The 22,617-nt window shown below is 55.9% G+C and carries 14 protein-coding genes; 10 read left to right on the plus strand and 4 right to left on the minus strand.

Translation table 11 applies throughout. The annotated features are described in order from the left end of the window. Positions 1-76: 76 nt before the first annotated feature. Both BRA1253DRAFT_RS41725 and BRA1253DRAFT_RS25420 read right to left on the minus strand, forming a co-directional pair. The gene (locus BRA1253DRAFT_RS41725; protein ID WP_007599089.1) at positions 77-247 is read right to left on the minus strand and encodes an AlpA family transcriptional regulator; all 171 of its coding nucleotides are present in this window, start codon (positions 245-247) and stop codon (positions 77-79) included. Between the two features lie 140 nt (positions 248-387). Next, the gene (locus BRA1253DRAFT_RS25420) at positions 388-1,122 is read right to left on the minus strand and encodes a hypothetical protein (RefSeq protein WP_007599091.1); all 735 of its coding nucleotides are present in this window, start codon (positions 1,120-1,122) and stop codon (positions 388-390) included. 239 nt (positions 1,123-1,361) lie between these two features. Between BRA1253DRAFT_RS25420 and BRA1253DRAFT_RS46245 the strand changes: the two genes are divergently transcribed. Next, entirely contained in the window at positions 1,362-2,135 is a 774-nt protein-coding gene (locus BRA1253DRAFT_RS46245; RefSeq protein ID WP_371261373.1) for a helix-turn-helix domain-containing protein, read from the plus strand. 63 nt (positions 2,136-2,198) lie between these two features. Here BRA1253DRAFT_RS46245 and BRA1253DRAFT_RS43720 read toward each other — a convergent pair whose 3' ends face one another. Continuing rightward, entirely contained in the window at positions 2,199-2,429 is a 231-nt protein-coding gene (locus BRA1253DRAFT_RS43720; RefSeq protein ID WP_157158620.1) for a hypothetical protein, read from the minus strand. 80 nt (positions 2,430-2,509) lie between these two features. Here BRA1253DRAFT_RS43720 and BRA1253DRAFT_RS25425 point away from each other — a divergent pair, with 80 nt between their 5' ends. The 5 genes from BRA1253DRAFT_RS25425 (at position 2,510) to istB (ending at position 8,895) form a co-directional block, all read left to right on the plus strand. Then, a complete protein-coding gene (locus tag BRA1253DRAFT_RS25425) occupies positions 2,510-3,829 on the plus strand; it encodes a site-specific DNA-methyltransferase (RefSeq protein ID WP_007599096.1) in 1,320 nt (439 codons plus the stop codon). An 84-nt stretch (positions 3,830-3,913) separates the two neighbouring features. After that, positions 3,914-4,300, plus strand: coding sequence for a phage terminase small subunit P27 family (locus tag BRA1253DRAFT_RS25430; protein WP_245286092.1), 387 nt, complete (start codon positions 3,914-3,916; stop codon positions 4,298-4,300). Positions 4,301-4,380: 80 nt separating this feature from the next. Further along, complete coding sequence (locus BRA1253DRAFT_RS25435; RefSeq protein ID WP_007599100.1) at positions 4,381-6,492, plus strand: DNA/RNA helicase domain-containing protein; 2,112 nt, start codon at positions 4,381-4,383, stop codon at positions 6,490-6,492. Between the two features lie 80 nt (positions 6,493-6,572). Continuing rightward, positions 6,573-8,114 carry an IS21 family transposase gene (istA, locus tag BRA1253DRAFT_RS25440; RefSeq protein ID WP_007599102.1) on the plus strand — a complete coding sequence of 514 codons (1,542 nt, stop codon included), beginning with the start codon at positions 6,573-6,575 and terminating at the stop codon, positions 8,112-8,114. A gap of 19 nt (positions 8,115-8,133) precedes the next feature. Next, a complete protein-coding gene (istB, locus tag BRA1253DRAFT_RS25445) occupies positions 8,134-8,895 on the plus strand; it encodes an IS21-like element helper ATPase IstB (RefSeq protein WP_007592724.1) in 762 nt (253 codons plus the stop codon). Between the two features lie 292 nt (positions 8,896-9,187). On the opposite strand, the gene BRA1253DRAFT_RS25450 is transcribed toward istB, so the two are convergent. Next, positions 9,188-10,417, minus strand: coding sequence for an STAS-like domain-containing protein (locus tag BRA1253DRAFT_RS25450; RefSeq protein ID WP_007599104.1), 1,230 nt, complete (start codon positions 10,415-10,417; stop codon positions 9,188-9,190). Between the two features lie 843 nt (positions 10,418-11,260). On the opposite strand from BRA1253DRAFT_RS25450, the gene BRA1253DRAFT_RS25455 reads away from it, so the two are divergent. From BRA1253DRAFT_RS25455 to BRA1253DRAFT_RS40515, 4 genes are all read left to right on the plus strand, one after another. Continuing rightward, positions 11,261-12,991, plus strand: coding sequence for an AIPR family protein (locus tag BRA1253DRAFT_RS25455; protein WP_007599106.1), 1,731 nt, complete (start codon positions 11,261-11,263; stop codon positions 12,989-12,991). Positions 12,992-13,116: 125 nt separating this feature from the next. After that, positions 13,117-15,519, plus strand: coding sequence for an AAA family ATPase (locus BRA1253DRAFT_RS41735; RefSeq protein WP_157158621.1), 2,403 nt, complete (start codon positions 13,117-13,119; stop codon positions 15,517-15,519). Between the two features lie 28 nt (positions 15,520-15,547). After that, positions 15,548-16,816, plus strand: coding sequence for an McrC family protein (locus BRA1253DRAFT_RS41740; RefSeq protein WP_007599109.1), 1,269 nt, complete (start codon positions 15,548-15,550; stop codon positions 16,814-16,816). Positions 16,817-17,135: 319 nt separating this feature from the next. After that, positions 17,136-22,568: a DUF4011 domain-containing protein gene (locus tag BRA1253DRAFT_RS40515; protein ID WP_007599110.1), complete on the plus strand. Its 5,433-nt coding sequence runs from the start codon at positions 17,136-17,138 to the stop codon at positions 22,566-22,568. The last annotated feature ends 49 nt before the right edge of the window (positions 22,569-22,617 follow it).

The following is a 22,617-nucleotide window of genomic DNA, read 5'->3' on the forward strand; positions in this document are numbered from 1 at the left end:
ATTTCGGCGATTTCGTCGAGGTGGTCAGATTCGCCTGAACAGATGATGCCGTGTACAGGCCCTTCGCCAGAGCGGATCACTTTCTGCAGCTCCGCTCCCACGCCTCGACCATCTCGAGGGGATAGACGACGCGGTGGCCAAGCTTCAAATAACCAGGGCCAATCCCTTCTTGTCGCCAACGTTGTAGGGTGCGGTGCGAAATCGAGAGGCGTCTCGCCAATGCCTTTTCGCTTAGGTGCTCATTCATCGTCAGCTCTCCGCGTTAGTGCTCGTGACTACGCGGGGAGTGTGCTGATTTGCGGAGCCTTCGTCGGGGGGCTTGCGGAGGTTGCCGGGCGGGAGAAAGAATCGTTGAAAAGTAAGAGAAATTTCTGAGCTGCCTCTTGCTTACGGGTCTTCGGAGGCATCCGGAGGTGGTTCGAGGGCTAGACGAAACATGCCCTTACCATCCGATTGAATGAGCGCCTTGCTATCCTTCCGGTCCTTGAGGGCGTCGTTCATCTTAAGTTGGGCTGAGCCGGCCGATTCCAGGACTTGCTTGCCATTACGCCAACCGTGCCCGTCCTCGAGACGCGCGAGATGCAAAATCCGCACGATCTTGGCCAGAAGGGGTGACAAAACATAGTCGATGCCGTGAAGGCAGACGTGTCGATAATCTTCGGTATGCCGGAAACTATTGTAACCCTGTTGTCCAAGCAGATCATCGAGCCATTTCGGAATTGTTCTGATGTTCAGGGGGACCGCCGATAGCGCGAAGAACTCAAGCTTTTTGAAACTGCGGTCCTCCCCATTCGCCTCGTAGAATTCGTAGTCGATCTCCAGGATGTCCCAGAGACTGGGATCGATGGGTATTCGACCATGTCCTCCGTCTGCAATTCCAGATCCAATGATCTGCGCGTCGGATAGCTGGTCGTAGAAATCTTTCTCAGCTGCGGCACGACAATTTTGATAATCGCGTAACACCCTAGGATCTCGGATATTCACGTGCGCTCTATCTTCAGATGGCGGCTCCGCCGTGCCGGACAACTGAACCAGCTGCGCAAACCGCGCTTCGCCCGACCATTTCTTGAACGCGCTGTCAGGATCAAGCCCTCGCTTCGGGCGACTTGTCATCATTGACATGAAGATTCTCCTCCAAGCTGAACTGAGCTCAGGCCGCACAACTGATTCGAGCATTTCACCAGCTTAGCCTGCGCGGTTCGGCCGCCGGATTGGTTTTCCACACTCCCTTTCGATTTTCCAATTCCGCTGGCTTACCTGCAAGTACCTGAGCCCGTCGGCACGCCTTGCAAGTTTGTGAAACGCAGGACCCTCTAGCGGCTGTCGTGCAATAGGAGGGCGAAGTGAACCCAGCAAGGCGAGTGCACACACTCCCGATACTAATCGCTTTCAAGGTAGTCGCGCTCGCGGACGATTTGTCTGCAGTCGAACGTCAGGTCGGCGCCACTCTTCTTGACAGTTTCAACCGCAGAACCGGACAATGCGATCCAAGCCTGGATCGAATTGCAAGCCTGCTAAACGTCCACCGTCGTACTGTCATTCGTGCGACGGCAAAGCTCGAGGCGAAAGGGCTGTTCCGTAAGACGAGGCACGGAGGCTATTCGCACCGCAATCACTACGAGCCTGTCTGGTCAAAATTTCTGGATCTTGAGAGTAGCTGGCGAAGGCGCTTCGAAGCTGCCGCGCGCGCTCGTCGGACCAGAAAGTCATCGTCAGGGGAGCATGGATGCCACGATGGCAGTGACGCCGACGCCATCCAAACCTTTCATACTAACCAATCTGACTCAACCTTGTCAGATCCTTGCCGCGATGCAGCCAACGCATCGGCCGTCGCTTCGAGTTGCAGAAGAGGCTCGGCAATGCAGGTTCAGCGGCAAGAGTCGCCTCATCCCAGAACACCATCGATACGTTCGGCGGAAGCCGCTCACTGCGCGGCGGAACGGCGTTGGAGCGATAACCTTCGATGCGAACTAGCAAACCAAGTCGCCCTTTATTGCGCGCTAGTCGACTTCATAGACGAACCATTACGGATCGCTGCCACGGAGGCGGAGCTCTGCCGACGAGGTGATGGTCTCAAGCTAATCTTCGAGCGCTATCGGTTAAGCGGACACTGGAAAGGTCCGGCGAATGCATAGGCTCGCGACCAGGGGGGCGGGTCAAAAGTCGGCAATTGACGCGTGCACGGACCGGCGCCTCTCTCATTCAGGGATTTTTTTCCAGCGCAGGCGAATTTTCGGGCCTGTAGAGGAATGCATTTCCGGCGCCTCGCCCTGCCAAGCATTTAGCCGTGCGGCGACCAGCTGCAACACTTTGAAGGCGCAACACAATTTCGGCGTGGGTGGTTCTGTTGCCCTTCGTGTCTGCCGCAACGCAGTAAGCAGCAGGCAAAACCAACCATTATTTTCCTTTGAGCGGCTCGGGATGGTCACGCGCGGCCCTGCTCAAAAGGTGAATCAATTCAATGGCGCTGGTTTCGGACAATTGTCGCGAAATTCCCTAGGGGGGGAGGGTGCCCGATGACAACGCGATGTGCAAAGGCCGAGACATGACAGAAGCGACGTACCCAGAAGTAGCGAACGCGCGACTTCAAATCGAATACTGGCCGCTTGATCGGCTGATCCCCTACGCCCGCAATGCGCGCACTCATAGTCCGGCCCAGGTCGCCGAGATCGCCGGCAGCATTCGCACCTTTGGCTTTTCGAATCCAATCCTCGTCAGCGAAGACGCAGATATCATCGCGGGACACGGCCGGCTGGCCGCTGCTCGCAAGCTTGGGCTGACGGAGGCGCCGGTTGTGGTCCTCCGAGGATTGACGGAGGTGCAACGCCGCCAGTTGGTGCTTGCCGACAATAGGATTGCGCTAAATTCAGGTTGGGACAGCAAGATGCTAAGCCTCGAACTGGCTGATCTGTCTGCGTTGGGGGCCGATCTCGCATCTATCGGCTTCAGTAAAAAAGAGTTGGCGGCCGCGCTGTCACGGGTCGAAAGCGGCTTAACGGACGAGAACGATACCCCCTCGGTCGTCGAGGTCGCGGTCTCCCGACCTGGTGACATCTGGCAGCTCGGTCCGCATCGTGTTGCGTGCGGCGATAGTCGAGACGCAGCTCTCGTCCATTCACTGCTGGCTGGTGCCTTGCCTCAATTGATGGTCACTGATCCGCCCTATGGTGTCGAGTACGACCCGGAATGGCGTCATCGCCGCGGTGTCAACAACTCGAAAAGGACCGGCAAAATCCAAAACGACGAGATCGCCGACTGGGCGCCTACTTGGGGCTTATATCCAGGCGAAATCGCTTACGTCTGGCATGGTGCTCTACGCTCGACCATCGTAGCCGAGAGCCTTCTAAAGAGCGGCTTTTCGATCCGTGCGCAGATCATCTGGGCCAAGGAGCGCTTAGTCATGAGCCAGGGAGACTATCACTGGCAGCATGAGCCCTGCTGGTATGCGGTCCGGAAGAAGGGCAACTGGACTGGCGATCGCAAGCAGACGACCGTCTGGAATATCAGCAGCGGTGGGCAGGATGCCGAAACCAAGCATTCGACCCAAAAGCCCGTCGAATGCATGCGCCGGCCGATGCTGAACAATTCCAGTCCCGGACAGGCGGTGTATGAGCCCTTCCTGGGAAGCGGAACTACGCTTATCGCGGCGCAATCGTGTGGGCGCATCTGCTTGGCATCCGAGATCGATCCATTGTTCGTCGACGTTGCGATCCGCCGATGGCAAGCGTTCACAGGTGAGAAGGCAACTCGCGAGCAAGATGGCGCTGTGTTTGAAACGCTAGAGCAGGAGACGCAATCCGCGGGCGGCGCTCTTGATCCGCTGGTGTGATCGAGAACGGACATGCGTGGCCGTCGTCCAAAACCAACAAGGATTAAGGCGTTGACCGGCAACCCGGGGAAGCGTCCCCTTAATATGCACGAGCCGCGGCCTGAACCCGCGTTACCCGACTGCCCACTAGAACTCAATTCAGTTGCCAGACGGGAATGGGCGCGGCTGACAGGCGAGCTTGCAAAACTCGGCCTCATAACTCACCTCGATCGCGGCGCCCTTGCTACCTACTGCGGCGCCTATGCGATGTGGGCAGAAGCGATGGAGCAGATCCAGAAGTTCGGTACCATGGTAAAATCACCGACAGGATATCCGATACAGTCACCCTACCTCGCAATCGCCAACCGACAGGCAGAGATCATGATGCGCATTGCGTCGGAGTTCGGTTTCACGCCTGCAAGCCGGAGTAGGATATCTTTGCCCCCACAAGATCAGCTACCACTTTTTGATGGGGAGGTAGGAGAGCGTTGAGCGCCCCTGTGGACATTTGCGCCTTTAGTGGCCACTAGTTTAGAAGCCGTTGGGCAGATAAGGCGGGGTACTTTTTCGACATGGTCGCATATGCGAGCTATACGGCTCAAGAATTTCTCACTACGCCGGACGATGCGATCTTCGCCCGCCTGGTTCGAAGTGATGCAGTTTCTGGGTTCAGCCAGTTCTCTCATAAGCAAGGATGGTCGTGGGGTGAAGCCGTTCGGCTTATGAAATCGGCTTGCGAACAGCTCATCGCCGCTAACGTGCGATACTCGGATGTCGGCGTCGTCTTAGAATACCGCATCCCCCGCCGAGAAAAGCGCTTGGATGCTGCTTTCCTCTTTCGCGAAACAATCGCAGTTGTTGAGTTCAAAGCAGGGAGCTCCACAGCGACGAGCGACGCTTTGGCTCAAGTCGCCGACTATTGTCTCGATCTGGCCTACTATCACGCGGAAAGCCAAGGGCTGAAGATCGTTCCCATCGTGTGCTCAACGGAGGCCCAGTCCAGCCATGTGGTGCCCACATCCGATGCGACGTTGATCGAGGACACACAGTGCGTCGGTGAAGCCAATTTCGTAGCGCTGCTAATTCGCATCGCGAACGACGACGGGAAGGGGAGTTCGGACGATATTTCGCACGAACAGTGGTGCTCGAGTTCCTATCGTCCGATTCCTGGAGTCATCGAGACCACGGTGAGTTTGTTCAACAAGCACGGCTCGGAAGACATCAACGCCGCACTGGCCGACCGCGATACGATAGATCGCTCCATGCAGGCGATCGAGGGTATCGCGCGAGAGTCTCGCGAGCGGAGCCAAAAGATCTTGTGCCTTCTCACAGGCGTTCCTGGCGCCGGGAAGACGCTAACGGGACTTCGTATCGCGCATAGCCCTGCCTTTCTGCAGGCGGGGTGGCGGAGCGTCTTCCTGTCGGGAAACGGTCCTCTGTTGAAGGTCTTAAAAGCAGCTTTGGCGGCAGACTATAAAGATCGTCAAGGCTGTACCAAAGCTATCGCGCAGCGACATGCCGAATCGTTGCTCCATAGCGTGCATGCATACCTTGCCGAGGCGCAAAAGAGCCAATCGCCGCCGTCAGAAAGCATTGTAATTTTCGATGAAGCGCAGCGCGCCTGGGATGCAGCCAAGATGCAGAAGATGGCGGCTCGACAGCGTAGCTTCGGTGCCGTGTCTGAATTGGCCTCTGCTGTTGCGGCAACTTCCGAACCGGCGCAGATTCTAGAGGTTATGAACCGCCATGCGAGGGGCGTCATGGTCGTGGCTCTCTGCGGAAGCGGGCAGGAGATTCATGACGGGGAAGCTGGTGTTGGAGAATGGATTGCCGCTCGAAATCAGTCCTATGCCAACTGGCGGCTCATTTGTAGTCCTTCCGCAATCGAGCGAGCGGGTGTCGACGCCGCAGGCGTGAATGCGGAGGTGTGGCCAAGCATGCATCTGAGTAGCTCAATCCGCAGTCATCGTGCGTTGGAGCATGCCGACTGGGTTGATGCTGTACTGACGGGGCGACCCAAAGATGCGCGCCGACACATAGATTATACCGGTTTCCCGATAGCCCTCGTAAGGCGCCTGGATGATGCCAGGGCGTGGCTACGCAAGACGACCCTCGGCTCCAGGCGCTTCGGCTTGGTCGCAAGTTCGGGCTGTTCTCGCTTGAGGCCATATGGGCTCGAAGTTTCGGCCGGGTTCAGGAAGGAATTGGACTACGCTGAGTGGTTCACCGCGCCGCGAGGTGATTTGCGATCGTCATTTGCATTGGAGACCGCCGCGACGGAATTCGAGTGCCAGGGCCTCGAGTTGGACAGGGTGGCGGTTTGCTGGGGATGGGACCTAACTGTTGGCGACGGTGAACTCCTACCGCGGACGTTCCGCGGGACCAATTGGACCAACGTGAGGCGGCCACGGGAGCGTGAATACACGATAAACAAGTATCGTGTCCTTCTGACCAGGGCGCGTGAGGGGATGGTGCTTTGGGTACCTCTGGGAGATGAGGAGGACCCGACCAGATCACCCTTCGAGATGGACCGGCTGGCTGATTACCTGGTCGATTGTGGCGTGCAGCCTATTCGACAGTCTGCGGAATCCGAGGCAAAGCGGCCACCGATTCCGACGGAAGGCGGCCAGCGATTCCGATCGAAAGCGGCCACCCAATCCGAACGAAGGCGGCCACCCTGTTGATAGGGTGAGACGGGGGGCGTTGTCGGCAATCTGAACGGGGCAAGGTCCCTCCTTTTGCGGTTCACGCAATGGGAGGTCCGATGCCCGCCGAGAGATTGCCGATGCGGAAGATTCGAGAAGTTCTACGCCTGAAGTATGCCTGTGGGGTGAGCGATCGGGTGATCTCCCGATCGGTCGGGATCGGTCGCACGGCGATCGCGGAGTATGTCCGCCGCGCCGCGGTGATCGGCATCACCTGGCCGATACCGGAGGAGCTCGACGACACAGCACTGGAGCGCAAGCTGTTTGCGCCAGCCGGCTACAACCCGCCGCGATCGAAGCCGCTTCCGGATTGGGGGCATGTCCATGCCGAGTTGCGCCGCCGCAGCGTAACGCTGGCGCTGCTGTGGGAGGAATACCGCGGCCATCATCCCGACGGCTACGGCTACAGCCGGTTCTGCGACCTCTACGTCGAATGGCGCCACGGCATCACGGCGACCATGCGGCAGACCCACGCGGCCGGCGAAAAGCTGTTCGTGGACTTCGCCGGCGATACCGTGCCGGTGTTCGACGGGCTTACCGGGGAGGTGCGCGCCGCCAAGATCTTTGTCGCGGTCATGGGAGCGTCGAACTACACATTCGTCCAAGCCCGGTTCAGCGAGGCGCTGCCCGACTGGATCGGCGCCCATGTGGATGCGCTCACCTTCCTGGGCGGAGTGCCGAAGGCGCTCGTCTGCGACAATCTGAAGGCCGGGGTGACGGTGGTGAGCCGCTACGAGCCAGGCGTCAACCGGACTTACCAGGATCTTGCCACCCATTACGGCACCACCATTATGCCGGCGCGGCCCCGCAAGCCGCGCGACAAAGCCAAGGTGGAGGCGGCGGTTCTTATCGTCCAGCGATGGATTTTGGCGCGGCTGCGCAACCGGCGCTTCTTCTCGCTCGCCGAGTTGAACGTTGCGATCCGCATCCTGGTCGACGAACTCAACGCCCGCCTGATGCGCAAGCTCGGTGCCAGCCGCCGCGAGTTCTTCGACACCATCGATCGTCCGGCCCTGATGCCGCTGCCGGCCGAACCCTATCAGTACGCCGAATGGCGTCGTGCCCGTGTAGCGCCGGATTACCATGTCGAGGTTCAGGGGCACTTCTACTCGGTGCCATCCCGCCTGATCCGCCAGGTCGTCGAGGTGCGGGCCACCGAGGCAACCATCGAGGTGTTCCATCGCGGCACCCGGATCGCCAGCCACGCACGCTCAGGCGTCAGGCGCCGCCACACCACGATCCCCGAGCACATGCCGAGCGCACATCGCCGATACGCCTTCTGGACGCCGGCACGTCTGCTGGCCGCCGCCGAGAAGATCGGTCCGTCCACGATCGCGCTGTGCCAGGCGATCATGCGGACAAAGCCCCATCCCGAGCAGGGCTTCCGATCCTGTCTCGGCATCCTGCGGTTGGAAAAGACCTATGGGACGCAACGTCTGGAAGCCGCGTGCCGCCGTGGGATCAGCATCGGCTCAGCGAGCTATCGGTCGATCGCCTCGATCCTCAAGACCGGCCTGGACAAAGCCTTCCTTCCCGACACCGCCCCCGAGGCCGATCCCATCCAGCACGGCAACATCCGTGGCCGCGGCTACTACCACTGACCACCAACAAGGAGACCTTATGCTCAGCAACCACACCCACGAACGTCTCGCTGCTCTCGGGCTCGCCGGCATGGCCAAGGCCTTCGACGATCAGCAACGCCAACCGGACGTTACCGCGCTGACCTTCGAGCAGCGCCTCGGCCTGATGATCGATCGCGAAGCAACCGAGCGAGAGAACAAAAGGCTCATCGTGCGCCTGAAGTTCGCCTCGCTACGGCAGGCCGCAATCGTCGAAGATGTCGATCTGCGCGCTCCGCGCGGCATCGACCGCGCCTTCTTTGCCAAGCTCGTCGATGGCGATTGGATCAGCCGCAAGCAAAATTTGCTCATCACCGGGCCGACCGGCGTCGGCAAGAGCTGGATCGCCTGCGCACTCGGCCACAAGGCATGCCGCGATAATCGATCCGTCTTATATCATCGCCTGCCAAGGCTGTTCGAAGCTCTTGCGCTCGCCCGCGGGGACGGACGCTATGCGCGGCTCCTCAAGACACTATCGAGGGTCGATTTGCTCATCCTCGATGATTGGGGCCTCGCACCGCTTACCGGCGAGCAGCGTCGCGATCTCCTCGAAGTCGTCGACGATCGACACCAGCGCGGATCGACCATCATCACCAGCCAGGTGCCGATCGAAAATTGGCATGAGGTCATCGCCGACCCGACCATCGCCGACGCCGTCCTGGATCGGCTCGTCCACAATGCTCACCGCCTCACACTCAAGGGAGACAGCATGCGAAAGATCACTGCGCAGCGCGCCAATCTTGACGCAGCCAAGAAAACCTGACCCAACTCCTCATGCCGGCAACGACACTCCGGCCGCCTTCGTCGGAACAGGTGGCCGCCTTCGATCGGAATGCATGGTCGCGTTCAATCGGAATCCCTGGCCGCAATCCCCGGAATCCGCAACAGTCGGTCAACGGCTCACTTCTTCCATAACAACTCTTAGCGAATCGCCGTTGGGGGGCTTTGACATAGCACGAAGTCTGCGTCGCCCATTGCTATTGAAGGTAAAAATTGTAGATAGGCGCACGCCAAATCAGCCTAAAGATGGTTCTTGGAAAAGTGGTTCTTTCGGGTCAGTTTGATTCCTTCATGCGTTGACTTATGGCGCGATCGATTAATCGCTTCACAGTCGCATCTACCGATCGAAATTCGCATCGACGCATGAATTCCATGGCGCCTAGCTCGGCGAAGAGCTTTCCAAATACTTCGTCAGCGAAGCTGGAAGAGATCAATGGAATGCCGCCAAAGTCGAAAAGGATAGAATTGTTTTTGTCGACAAGGATGTTGTCGATCTTTGATCTTGCGCGGCGCCCGAACTCTCGGCTTCCAAACCCCTCGACTTCCTTGGAGACCTCAAACAAAATCTTATCCTCCACATGAGAGTAATGCATATCGATAAAGTCGTTGGCTGGTTCGTGAATCTTGCCGCCGAATACGAACGCTTTCTCCAATAGCCCCTCGGTGGAATAGTTTATAGTCGCGCTAATGAAAGAGCCGCGAAAAGGCACGTTGTCGGTTTTTACTGAGAGACCCTTTGAATCATAACGAAGGACCGCGTGGTTTGAGAGGATAAGGAAAGACCCGCTGCTTTCCTCGCAGCACTTGAATGTTCCAAATAGGCCGTTTCCCTGATTGGTAGCCTTATTTCTAGTCACGCCTTCGCGAATAGCGCGATCAAGTGCGTCCGAGTCGCTGGAAATTCCAGCAATGGCCTTTCGAAGGGTCGATGGGATGCCTAGGCCTGCGTCTGCAACATAGAATGAAACCCGATTTTTAGACGGAAACGATTGGATTTGAACTAGCCCGCCGATCGGGCTCTCAGCGTGATTTAAAACGTTGTCCGTAATTTCGTTCAAAGCCCATTCGAGAGCTTTCAGCTGCTTGCGCTCCTGAACTTTAATCGTCTCCATCAGAATTTCCATAGCCCGATTCACTACGTCGAATTGGGCGTCGCCGTCTTGGAACTGGAGCACGGGTAGATTGTTCGAGCGTCGTCGGTTGTTGAGCGCATATTTCTGTGGATCGATAAAGTGCGCCCAATTTGTGTTTATGAAGAGTCGCTGCAAGACAGGGTCCGCTGGTTCTACGAGCGAAAAATCGATCTGATTTTTTCGATAGTATGCGGCATAGCTGGCGATAGGCAGCATCATGCCGGCGTCGACATAGGTTGCGCCGGAGAAGTCGAGGACAACGTCTTGGTAGCCAAGCTTCTGAATGAGCTGATAGATACATACCAACGCTGATCGGGTCTCTTCCCGCAGATTCCCTTCCAGGAATATTTTGTTCTTATCAGTACGGACCATCCGCTTTCATTTTTATGTAAGGTCAGGTGTTTGGTTTTCGGCGATCAATCGGTCGGCAGCAGATTGACTTCCCATATCGCGCATCGCGTGCGTGGATGTATTTCGGGCCTGCTCTCGTGGTGACTTGCAGTCGCGCCGCCGTTGATTCCTTACTCCCCCGGGGAGGAACTTATTAAAATCCATAGGGGGTTGCAAACACAGAGCCTAAGGCGAGCCATTGGGCCTTCGTCTTATGGGTATTGCCGCGCTATGCGGTCTGCCGTGGAAAACGTATGCCACACCTCTAGAGAGCGAAACCATGGCCATGCTGCGAATGCGAAGGGCAACTGCTTTATGCCTCTTCCGTGGATCCCTCCTTGTCTGGGCAGCCAATTCAATGACTTGTCGTGTCCGTCCTCCGCCGGCCCGTTTTGGTCCGCTGCCCTCGCCCAGCGTTCACGCGTTCCGGTTGAGCATCAGCTCAACCGAGCCGACTTCGCTCGCCCGCGCCGACGAGGCTACCGCGCCGAGGTCCTGGATTGATAATCTACGAACTGAGCCGCGCCGCCAGGCGATGTTTGGGAGCCGAATAGGATCTGTGCGTGTTTGCCTCACAGATCTAGCTAGGTTGTCACCGGAGCCGAGTCCCCTTGTTGTCCGCTTATGGTGATCTTCCATGCTTGGGAGAGCTTGGCATGCTGCAACTATGGGTTACAATCTGAATTATGGCAAGCTGCGTATTTGAGATGATGTTTGGACCCTCGCGTCGATTGCGGGTGATGTCAGCAAAGCAACTCGGTGGGTGTTTCGTTCGCGTCGCAAAAGATGCGGACGGTTACAAGGCAAGAACAACGAGGGGCGAACATGACCACAGTCGCTAGTGAGGGAATAAGAAAGGAACTTGCCGAGCTCGGAAGAGCGCATCCAGGCTTAGCCAGCGGCAAAGACAACTTGTTCGTCCTCTGGTTCTTAAAGGCCTACGTGGCTGGAGAAGCTGACAACAACATCGCAGCTTCTGTCGTAGGAGCTTCAAAGGACGGTGGCTTCGACGCGATTTACATCGATTCGGGGGCAAGGATTGTTCATTTAGTTCAAGGAAAGTATCGCGCATCCTTTGGATCTAAGGCAGAGCCGACCTCCGACATCGATCGATTCGTGATGGATAGCGAAAGTTTGTATTCTGGCGATAGCTCCAGGTTGAATGATTTGCTGGATCGAGTGAATCCCACGACTAGAGAGAAGTTGAGATACGCAAGAAACAGGCTAGTGTCACATGATTACCAGCCGCGTCTCTATTATTTGACCACCGGGAAAGTATCTGCAGACAAGCGTCGCAGGTTTGGGCGCAGCACTCGGTCGCGCATCCTGGAGATCATTGATGCCACCGATCTTGCCCGTATCTATCGAGATTATGCAGATGGAATAGCGCCGCCGATCCCCGTAACCTCGCTAGCTATTGAGCCAAGCAGTCCGACGATTATCGAAAGACCAGACGCCAAATCGAAAATTCGCTCATGGATCTTTCCCGCAGAAATTAGATCGGTGGCAACCCTTTACAAGCAATGTGGGACGCGTCTCTTTGCTAAGAATATTCGTGGCTATCTGGGCGAAAGCAAAATCAACAAAGAGATGTCCAAGACACTTACCAAGCATTCGTCTCGGTTCTTCTATCTCAACAATGGAATTACAATCATCTGTAGTCGTGCCGAGTACATCAAGGGGGACACAAGCGCACTTCAGATGTGGGACGCCCAGGTAATAAATGGCCAGCAAACGGTGCGCACTATTGCTGAACACAGTACGACTTCCGAGGCTGCAGTACTTGTCAAGGTGATGCAAGTGCCAGAGTTCGATTACCCGGGCTTCGTTTCGGAGGTTGTAGGAGCTACCAACTTCCAAAATGCGATAAAGGCATCCGATCTGTACGCCAATGATGCTGAACAGATTCGAATCCAACGGGAGCTACACAAACTGGGCTACCAGTATATCCGCAAGCGGCAGTCTAAATCGGAGGCAAGGCGAGAAGGGGGCCAGAACGCTAAACAGGTCAAGCGAGAGGAGCTAGCTCAAGCTGTCGGGGCCTGTGCGCTCGATCCCCGCGAGGTTCGATCAGGTGTCGAGCATCTGTTCGAAGCTCATTACAAGACAATATTCAATGGTACGGAACCGCATCTGTATCTCGTGAAGTGGTGGCTACGTCGCGCGGCAACAAGTCAAGCTCGGGGAAATGCGAACAATGGATATGCCAAGTGGCTCGCAGTGTCGGCAATGTGGGGCCACTTGGAAAAAATTTTGAACACGCGCGAAAGACGAAGGGCTTTTGTTGGCGAGTGTCCCTCCCAAGACAGTCGAAGTTGGAATGCGCTTTGCAGGGCTTTCGATAAACTCTATATCGTCGCCTACCAATTCTACCAAGCGGCGAAGAAGAAGAGACCTGCGCAGGAGCAGCTGGACATCTCACGATTTTATAGAGACTCAAAGGACCTGCACGTCCAATTTGAACGCCATTGGCGATCTTCCGCCAATAAGCAGAGAAGCCAGTTCAAAAAACAAACTGCAATGATCTCAAAAGAACTGAGGCGGCTAGTTGAATAATGGACGAGACGGTCAAGATGGGTTCGCTAGTCGGTCGCTGGCCGACTTCTTCCATAACATCTGTTCTCCGCTGCGACCTAGGTCGACAGTAGTGGGCGTTCTTTCACACCGCTCGGACCGGTGAGGTGGACAGCCTGGTCTCGATTTCTGTCACAGCTTGTTGTTGTTATGGAGCGTTAGAAAATCCAATGAATGGGCAACCGGTAACCGATCGGCTTCTTACGGATCTTCAGGAAATTGTAGATCGGGGCCAGGCATCGGGTGAGATAGTCACGAATGAACAGCACGACCAATACGTCCGCACTTTCAGCGAGCGATTTGGTCCGGACGTACTTCGCGGTCTAGACGGCGAGGCGTTGTTGCTGTCGATGCACGGTCGTCGGGACAGTGACGCGCGCTGCCTGAGTTATTGGTTAGAATTCAAGAATGACGAAGCGTTTGTAACGAACGCATTTGGCGGCATTGGCGGAGGGGCCGCGCTAAAATTTGGTGTGTATCAGAGGCCAACGGATGGAGCCTGGATTGGAGGCAAGGGGACAAGTCCGAAGGTCATCGGTCTGGAAGAAGCGATCCAAATAGCGCGGCGCCAACGTGACGAATTGATCGCCGGACATAGGGTTTTGAGCTCTCTGGCTTCGAACGACCACTCCGATGAAGTTTACAATCTGTTGCAAGAGCAGATGGAGGCCGCCGCACCGGACCTATCCCGTGATGGATGGGCGCATAAATACTGGTTCTTGGCGAATCCCGACAAGCTAGATGACTATCACAGTCCACGTTACCAGCGCTTTCATCTCTACAAGTTACTCCAGATGCCGCCGGACCAAGTCGGCATACTTGACGCGGGAGCACCAAGATTCCTCTGTGCCGGTCGATTTGTGTCAATTGCTCGCCGCCTGGGCGTCCCGGTTAGCGTGCTGACCTCGGCATTGAATAGAAGAACGGGAGGGTTTCATCGGTATTGGCGAATTGGCACAACCGAGGGAAGTGCGGGTGATAGCCAGTGGTCTCCAATGCGTGACGGTAATTACGTTTCTATTGGCTGGCCAGATACGGTCCCAGATCTTTCCGATTATATTGGAGAAGAAAAGGTCACTCTCAAAGATCGTATAACGGAGTGGTTGATTCCTGCTTATACCAATTCTGGAGTAGCTTCTCGGAAAGCGGGCGAGATCGTAAAGTTTGCGCGTGACGCGGCAGAAAATGATCTCATCCTTGCCTGCGAAGGTCAGACGGTTCTCGGTATAGGACGGATTATTGGGCCCTATGAATATGAGAGTGGTCTCCGATTCCCCCATAAACGACCGGTTAAGTGGCTACTGCTCGATTCCTGGCAACTGCCTCAGTCTGAGGGGCCGCGCACCACGGTTTACGAGTTGGGTAAGAACAGCGAGAACTTGCTCGCACTTGAACGTAGACTGTTTGACGGCGGGGCTAGCTCATCTAGTGCCCCCGAGACGCGCACTCGGACAACCGGCAGTATTACTCCGCTGCCTGAGCTAGATTCGTTCGCGGCAAGGATAGACGGCATCTTGCGCCGGAAGGGGCAAGTTTTGCTCTACGGTCCGCCGGGCACAGGAAAAACTTATCTTGCGAATCGAGTAGCAAACGATCTCGCTGCGCGGCAATCATTCCGTAAACCTTACTCTTTGCTCTCGGAAGCAGAACGGGGGCAAGTTTCTGGTCCACAAGGCTTGGTGAGAACGTGCACCTTCCATCCTGGCTACAGCTATGAAGATTTCATTGAAGGATATCGTCCGAACGCTGTTGGTGGACAAATGGTCTTTGAACGACATGCGGGAATTTTCAAGCAACTGTGTGCCGAGGCTGAGAAAGCTGGCGACAAGCACTTCTTTCTCATTGTTGATGAGATAAATAGGGGGGACGTGCCTAGAATCTTTGGCGAGCTGATAACACTGCTCGAACATGACAAGCGAGGCAAGCCCGTCACGCTTGCGAGCGGTGCAAGTTTTCGCGTTCCATCGAACGTTTTTATTGTTGGCACTATGAATACAGCGGATCGATCGATTTCATTACTCGACATAGCTTTGAGAAGGCGCTTTGGATTTGTTGAGCTGATGCCTGACAGCTCCCTTCTGGACAAACGAGCGGCAGGCGATCTGCCTCTTGACGCTTGGCTTGACGCGCTCAATTCAAGGTTACGCAGGCACCTGAAGCGAGATGCACGAAATCTTCAGATCGGTCACGCCTATTTGCTAGGTCACCCGATCGAATCGGTAGCGGAGTTCTCGCGTGTGCTTCGGGAGGACATCATCCCTCTCGTCGAGGAGTATTGTTACGATGACTTTGGTACATTGAGTGAGATACTGGGCCCAGGCCTTGTCGATGTTAAAGGTGGGCGTATTCGGGACGAAATGTTCGATCCGAAAAATGAGGATAGTCTGGTTCAGGCTCTTACTTATGAGGAGATGACGCTTACTCTGGTTCAGAAAGGCGATCAGAATACCTACGTCGAAGATGCGGTTGAATTGACTGCCGACGAAGCAGACGATGCTGAACCGTCCTGATCCTAGCACGAATATTGAGCCTATCGTGATGACCGAATGGGGTTCTTGTGGTCCGGACTCGTGCCCTCAACTCTTGGGCACAACATTCAGGAACAATCCAAACGCTCAAAAAGAAGCAGATGTGCTTCGAAGCTGCGTCGACATTCGAGAAGGATATAGAGGGCTCGAAATAACGACTACATCGTTCGTTGGGCACGTAGCTGTAGGGCCACTTCGGATCACGATCAATCCCAAGATATCAGGTGCCCCCCTCGCAACGCTTCTTCAGTACGCTTATGGACTGCGCGACCTACGAGTGCTCGGATATGCTATCGCGCCCACCGCAAAGTTGGGATTCCGCGATATTCTGATTGCCCTGCTCGTAGCAGAAATTGAGGAGTTATCGCGCTCAGGCCTAGCACGGCGGTACATTCCCGTTTCAGAGAGGCTGACAAGCCCTAGGGGACGTATCCTGGTTGGAAGAATAGCGTCCCGCGGCGGAATCGTCGATGGAGCGTTGCCCTGCTGGCATTTTCATCGCCATTCCAATTGGAAGCTGAATCAAGTTCTTCGGTCGGGGCTGGAGCTTGCTGGAAGCATGACAGTAGACCGCGAATTATATCTGCGTGTTAGGAGGTTGATCGACGCGTTCCATGAGGTGGATGCACGGCCGGGTCTGCAGCAAAGGGATCTTGATGAGGTTGAGCGCGGGCTGACGCGTCTCACCGCAACGAGTATGCCTGCCTTGCGTCTAATCCGGCTGATCCTGGAAATGCATGGCGCGTCATTCGATGCAGATGCCCCCCATCCGATTTCCGGTTTTCTTTTCGACATGAACCGTTTCTTTCAACGACTACTGTCACGGTTTCTGGGCGAGAACCTCTTCAGCGAGTCTATTCGGGACGAGTATGTCACCAAAGACATTTTCGCTTACGCGGCTCATGGAAATCCTAAGGGGCGGCGTCTACCGCGGCCTCGGCCAGACTTCGCCCTGTTCAAGGGAGATAGTTTGATTGGGTTTCTCGACGCGAAGTACCGCGACATTTGGCAGAAGGGATACCCAGCTGATTGGCTCTACCAGCTGTCCACGTACGCGTTGGCGTCCCCCAATCAGCAGAGCATTATTCTATATGCGACGACATCTCAGGGAGCACGCGACGAGCGGATTGATATACGTCATCATTCGCTCGGGAGTATGGGGTCTGTAATCATACGCCCCGTAGAGCTGCAAACGCTTGCCCGTTTGGTATCAACGTCCGAGTCTCCGCTGGTGGGTAGGCAGCGCATCGCTTTCGCTCGGGCTCTCATTGCCTTTTAGCGACAGCAGGTTCCACAACATTGGATACGCGATCGCAGTGACTCGCGGGGACGAAGCCGTGTTCTCACGGATCGACTTTGGTCGTGAATAAGAAGAATTATCTAGACACAGCGCGCGGCTGGGTCATAAAAAAGGGTCAACTAAGCATAACTCGCGGAAGAAACTGCGAGAATCTGAGGGCGATCGTGCACTTCAATCTTCGGTTCTTCGTTTCATTGGCGCGAAGCGCAGCTGCTCGAACGGGCTATCGTCCGCTCAACGTCGGTCTGCGGGTTTGTTCCATTGGCGGCAAGAACTCGGATAATTAGAGGCTGGTTACATGGGAAAACCGTCCGCCTCTGATGGGCTAGATGCACTCGTCCGCACTAGAATCGAGAATCTTCGTCCACGGCTGCTCGATCTGAGCCGTCGGAACCCCCTCATATCCACCAAACTCGGTCCGCGCTCGAATTCTCATTTGAGAGCCGTAGACGAGCTCCCGGACGTCCTGTTCTTCAAGCTGTGCAATGGGGATGAGCTGCAGTTCGTTCCTCTTCCTCCCATTGACGAGGATCCGCGTGACGAGCAGACGGCCACTTTCAGGGATGCGGTGATCAATGCTCGGCTAACAGACGACACCTATGTCGCTGCCATGGAAGCCGTAGACCGCGACGGCGATGACTATCTCGACAAAACTCGTGCCGCGGAACGAGATCTAAGAGATCGGCTGAGGCAGCAACTCGGAATGGCCCCTCGAGCACAAAAGTCCGAGGTGAACCTCAGCCAACATGCCAAGAACAACGGGATACTCCCCTCCTACGATCTACCGGCGATCGATACCGAGCCTGTTGACGGGCGGCATACTGACGATAAGATTCAGATGCTGTTGCTCCCTTCCGATCTGGAGCGCAAGCTGAACGCAGTCATTTCTAAGAGCCGGACCTGGCTGCAGGAAACCGGTATGAATGTGCTTCAAGTTGCATTCGGGTTCTTGGAGTGGTCGGAAGTCGAGCGGAGCGAAAGTTCTTTCGCGCCCCTCATCCTCCTGCAGGTGGAAGTGAAGCGTACGCGAACGCCGCAGGGCGCCAAATATTTCCTTGCCGGCACGGGCGACGAGCCGGAGCTAAATGCCGTACTCGCCGAAAAGCTGAGGCTCGATTTTTCGGTCGAGATGCCAAAGTTCGAGGGAGCCTCAGTTGAGGCTTATCTCGCCGAAGTCGGAAAGGCTCTCCCCAATGGAAAGAAGTGGCGGGTTAGGCGCCAAGTGGCCATTGGTGTCTTTCCCTCTGCTCGCATGGCAATGTACCACGATCTCGATTCAAGTCAGCCGGGGTTTCCGCAGAACGAGATAGTGCAGTCACTTCTTGCCGGCTCCGAATCCGCGGGTGCCTCTCCCTTTGCCGAAGAATATGAGGTTGATGAGCCGGAAATCGAGGCAAAGGTACCTTGCCTGGTTATGGATGCCGACTCATCGCAGTTCAGTGTTCTGGTCGACATCGCAGACGGCAGAAATCTTGCCGTCGAGGGGCCGCCCGGTACGGGCAAGTCACAGACCATTGTGAATGCAATTGCAGCCGCTCTTGCAGAGAACAAGAAGGTTCTCTTTGTGGCGGAGAAGCTTGCAGCTCTGAATGTGGTCAAAGCTCGCCTCGAGGCGATCGGTCTGGGTGAGTTCCTGTTGCCGCTTCAGGCTGAGAAGTCAACGCGCGAACAGGTAATCGAGTCGGTGAGGGCTCGACTTGATATGCAGAAGACGTCCGCCGTTCGGGGCTATGACAGCAAGCTCGAAGAATACCGTCGTATCCGGCAAGAGCTTGCAGATTACATTGAACTTCTGACGACAGAGATTGATCGATCAGGATTGACGGTTCATGACATTCTCGGAAAGAGCATTGCGACCAGTGATCGCCTGGCCGAGATCTCGCGCGAGACGCTGGAGCTCTGTAAGCTTCGGCCAGAGATGCAAACAGCGGCGGGACTGACTCGATTCGCGCAGCTCGGCCAGAAAATCGAAAAGGCTCATGCCGAAACAGTCATTGCAGGGCCGAGTTGGAAGGACACACGGCTCGTTCATCCAGAGCGGTTCACAGTCGAAGAAGCATGCGCGATTGCTAAACGAGCTTCGGACGAAGCGCTCGACCTCGCGGCGGCCCTCAATGCGCTCGAGCCCTGGGCTCTTCACGAGGAGGCTCGGCCGAGCTTAGAGGCACTTCGCCACTCGCTTTCCGCCTGCATCGGCCATCTGCCGCAACATTCGACGGAGCTCGTTCGCAACCTACTTGCTGAAGATCAAGCGGACCTGCTCGCTTCATTTCTCGAACAATGTGCCGAATTAAGCGCGTCCGCGGATCGAATAGCCTCGGAGCTTTCGGAGAGGCCAGACACGGCGGTATTGGCAAAAATTCGACAGCTCGAGGAGATCTGTGAACGCGAGTCACTCTCCGAAATTGGCGAAGAAGCTCTTGCCGAGACGCTGCAGACGAACTTAGCGTCGGCCAAGAGGGCGCGTGAGATTGCGGCGAAACTAGCTCCGCTTGTGGCCGCTTACGAAGCCGCCAGGAACTGGGCGCTGGATGACATCGGCAGGGCGCATGCCCTATGTGGGGATGTTGGCCGTGAAGCACTCACCATGCGCGGTGGCAAACTCTCGGAATCCAATGCTCATTATCATTTACGCAGGTTGTGCGAGGAGGGGCGGCAGCTACAGGAGCAGCAGACGAGGCTGTCGGAGCGCATGTCCCTCTCCGCTGATATTCCAACTGAGAGGCTCGTTGCCTACGCAGCGAGCCTCCGAACCGCTGGTCCTTTTGGATTCCTCTCGTCCAATTACCGTGAGGCTAAGCGAATATGCATGGCGATTTCGCGTTCGCCTAAATACTCAAAGGTGGATGCACTCCACAATCTCGACGAGCTTGTTGCGTTTCGGCGTAAGTCGGACGAGTTCGTGAGACAATGCGAAGCGACAGGCCTGTTTGGGTTTTACTATCGTGGCCTCGATACTGACTTTGAGCCGTTCCGTCGTGCAGCGCGGTTTTTCGAGGTGCTTTCTGCAGAGTTTAGTGGTCACGATCACGCCTCGTTACGCGAATTCTTGCGTAATGGTGCGCTAGATCATTTGGAGCTTTTGCCCGCAATTCCGAAGACGGGAATTTCGATCAGCTTCGCTTCCCTGGACGAGCGGATTGCTGCTGCAGAACATGAGGCAGCGCGCCTCAAGAGAATCATCGCTGAGCTTAGGCCCATCGCCAAGGTCGTAACAAATCAGCAGATCGGTCTCGACGAGATCCGGGATTTGAAGCTGCGATTGGAGACGCTGCTGTCAGGACGTGAGAGGCTGGACGACCACCAGCCAATACGAGAACTCTTACGTGAAAAGTTTGATGGACACCGGACGCGACGAGAGAACTTGGAGGAGTTGAGCGCTTGGGCCAAATCGGTCGCGGGTCACGGTCCTCTGCTGCGGAACATTCTTGATCGGGGGGCGCCGGCGGAGGCGTCCCGCGCAATTGATGTTGCACTATCTGCCGACGTTAAATTCACGGGTACTCTAACGAAACTAGCGGACGTCGCGAAGATTGAGGTCCATGCGTTTACGCGTGGCCGCGGTCTGCCAGAGGTGGCCTCGGCACTCAAGCAGGCGTCTATGGACGGAAATGGCTTGTTCGCCTTCGCGGCCTTTGCAACCGCTCTCACGGATGCTGGTCCCGAGGGCCTAATGCCTCTTGTCCATGAGAAGCTAGAGCGAGGTTCATTGGAGGGCCTTGGCGTTCAGGCTGAAGCGCTCGCGATACGCCACTTGGCTAAAACTGTATTTGCGCAAATGGGCCACAAGCTTGCACGCTATCGAGGCAGAAGGCTGGAAGAGCTGAGAGCCTCTCTCGCCGAGAAGGACCGTGAGATCATTCAGTTGTCGCGAGCCCAGCTTCGCGCCAAGGTCAAGGCGACCGCTCGTCCGCCCATGGGGAATGGGGTGGGTAAGAAGTCCAGTTGGACAGAAATGGCTCTGATTGAAAATGAGATCAGCAAAAAGCAGAGATTTATACCAGTCCGTGATTTGACACAGCGTGCTGGACAGGCGCTCATCGAGCTTAAGCCTTGCTGGATGATGTCGCCGCTCGCGGTGGCCCAGTACGTGCCTAAAGGAAGCGTTCAATTTGACCTTTGCATCATTGACGAGGCATCGCAAATGCCCCCCGAGTCTGCGATCGGGGCACTCTTGCGCTGCTCGCAGGCGGTCGTGGTTGGAGATACCAACCAACTTCCGCCGAGTAACTTTTTCAAGTCGGTGATTGAAGATGAGGAGGCCGACGAGGACGAGGCTGTCTTAAATGAGTCGGTGTTGGAAATGGCAAATGGCGCCTTCCGTCCAGCACGGCGTTTGCGTTGGCACTATCGTTCTCGTCATTCCGGCCTCATCAAACTCTCGAATAGATTGGTCTACGAGGACGCCCTGATCGTGTTTCCGTCTCCCACGGAGGCGATGACGCGTATGGGGGTGGATTTTAAGAGTGTGAAAGGTCGCTACAAAGCGGGCACCAATCCCATTGAAGCGAAGGTGATGATCGAGGCCATTATTGAATTTATGCAGACGGACCCAGATAGGTCTCTCGGCGTCGTCACCCTGAATCAGAAGCAGCGAGATCTCATCATCGAGGAGTTCGAATATGCTATCGCGAACAATCGCTCGGTTCAGAGGTATGTCGAGTCTTGGAAGGACAGAAACGACGGGCTCGAAGAATTCTTTATCAAGAATCTAGAGAACGTACAGGGTGACGAACGCGACGTCATATTTATTGGGACGGTTTACGGAGCCGAGGAGCCGGGTGCTCGTGTAATGCAGCGCTTCGGTCCAATCAATGGGCTTGCCGGAAAGCGGCGGTTGAATGTTTTATTCACCCGAGCCAAGCAGAAGATCGTTACCTTCTCGTCTATGACGGCTGCCGATATCGAGGCGGAAGAGAACAGCAATCCTGGCGCGCACATGCTCAAGCGTTGGCTTGAGTATTCCGCAAGCGGTGTTCTCGACGCTGGGGATATCACTGAACGTGAAGCGGATTCGGACTTCGAGGTTTTCGTCGCCGATCAGATTCGAGCAATGGGCTGCACGCCTGTGGCGCAGGTGGGCGTGGCTGGCTATTTTATCGACATCGGTATCCGACATCCGGATTGGCCGCATGGGTTTGTTCTTGGGGTAGAGTGTGATGGCGCAACTTACCATTCGGCCAAGTCAGCACGTGACCGAGATCGGCTAAGACAGGAAGTTCTGGAGGGTCTAGGTTGGAAGCTCCACCGAATTTGGTCGACGGACTGGTTCAATAATCCTCGGCAAGAAGCGGAAAAGCTCCGTACAGCAGTAACTAGTCAGCTTGCCGCCCTGAAGCTTCGGGAGAAAGACTTTAGTAAAGCGCTCGTGCCACAGCTCGATGCAAGTGCCGGCGGAGAGAAAGTTGAGCAGTCGGTCAGACATTCGGGCCTCCCGATCATCGTACCCCCGTTGAAGGAGGTGGCGAGCCCAAGCAGTGAGCGTAGGGTTGAAATCGGTGATACGGTGAGATTTCGCTATCTGACCGATGACCAAAAGGTCATCAACGTAACGATCAGCCAAGGGCAATCGGACGCATCTCGAGGGATTGTCCATCATCTCACGCCGGTCGCCTCTGCACTGCTGGGCGCGGAGGAAGGCGATGAAATTGAGGTGCTTGTTGGAAGCTATATTCGGCCAGCGATAATTGAGAGAGTTTCGAAGAGAGACCAGAGGGATATCGCGAACTAGGATGTGAATGCGGATATCCGCGGTCGAGCCACGATGTCATTGGGGTTCT

This window comes from Bradyrhizobium sp. WSM1253, from assembly GCF_000244935.1.
GTDB classification, from domain to species: Bacteria; Pseudomonadota; Alphaproteobacteria; order Rhizobiales; family Xanthobacteraceae; genus Bradyrhizobium; species Bradyrhizobium canariense.

What these genes read in the sequence shown, in the direction of transcription:
- BRA1253DRAFT_RS25455 (WP_007599106.1), top strand. Translation starts at nt 11,261, where the DNA reads ATGACCACAGTCGCTAGTGAGGGAATAAGAAAGGAACTTGCCGAGCTC.
- BRA1253DRAFT_RS25420 (WP_007599091.1), bottom strand. Translation starts at nt 1,122, where the DNA reads ATGTCAATGATGACAAGTCGCCCGAAGCGAGGGCTTGATCCTGACAGC.
- BRA1253DRAFT_RS25430 (WP_245286092.1), top strand. Translation starts at nt 3,914, where the DNA reads ATGCACGAGCCGCGGCCTGAACCCGCGTTACCCGACTGCCCACTAGAA.
- istA (WP_007599102.1), top strand. Translation starts at nt 6,573, where the DNA reads ATGCCCGCCGAGAGATTGCCGATGCGGAAGATTCGAGAAGTTCTACGC.
- BRA1253DRAFT_RS41725 (WP_007599089.1), bottom strand. Translation starts at nt 247, where the DNA reads ATGAATGAGCACCTAAGCGAAAAGGCATTGGCGAGACGCCTCTCGATT.
- istB (WP_007592724.1), top strand. Translation starts at nt 8,134, where the DNA reads ATGCTCAGCAACCACACCCACGAACGTCTCGCTGCTCTCGGGCTCGCC.
- BRA1253DRAFT_RS25435 (WP_007599100.1), top strand. Translation starts at nt 4,381, where the DNA reads ATGGTCGCATATGCGAGCTATACGGCTCAAGAATTTCTCACTACGCCG.
- BRA1253DRAFT_RS25450 (WP_007599104.1), bottom strand. Translation starts at nt 10,417, where the DNA reads ATGGTCCGTACTGATAAGAACAAAATATTCCTGGAAGGGAATCTGCGG.
- BRA1253DRAFT_RS40515 (WP_007599110.1), top strand. Translation starts at nt 17,136, where the DNA reads ATGGGAAAACCGTCCGCCTCTGATGGGCTAGATGCACTCGTCCGCACT.
- BRA1253DRAFT_RS41740 (WP_007599109.1), top strand. Translation starts at nt 15,548, where the DNA reads ATGACCGAATGGGGTTCTTGTGGTCCGGACTCGTGCCCTCAACTCTTG.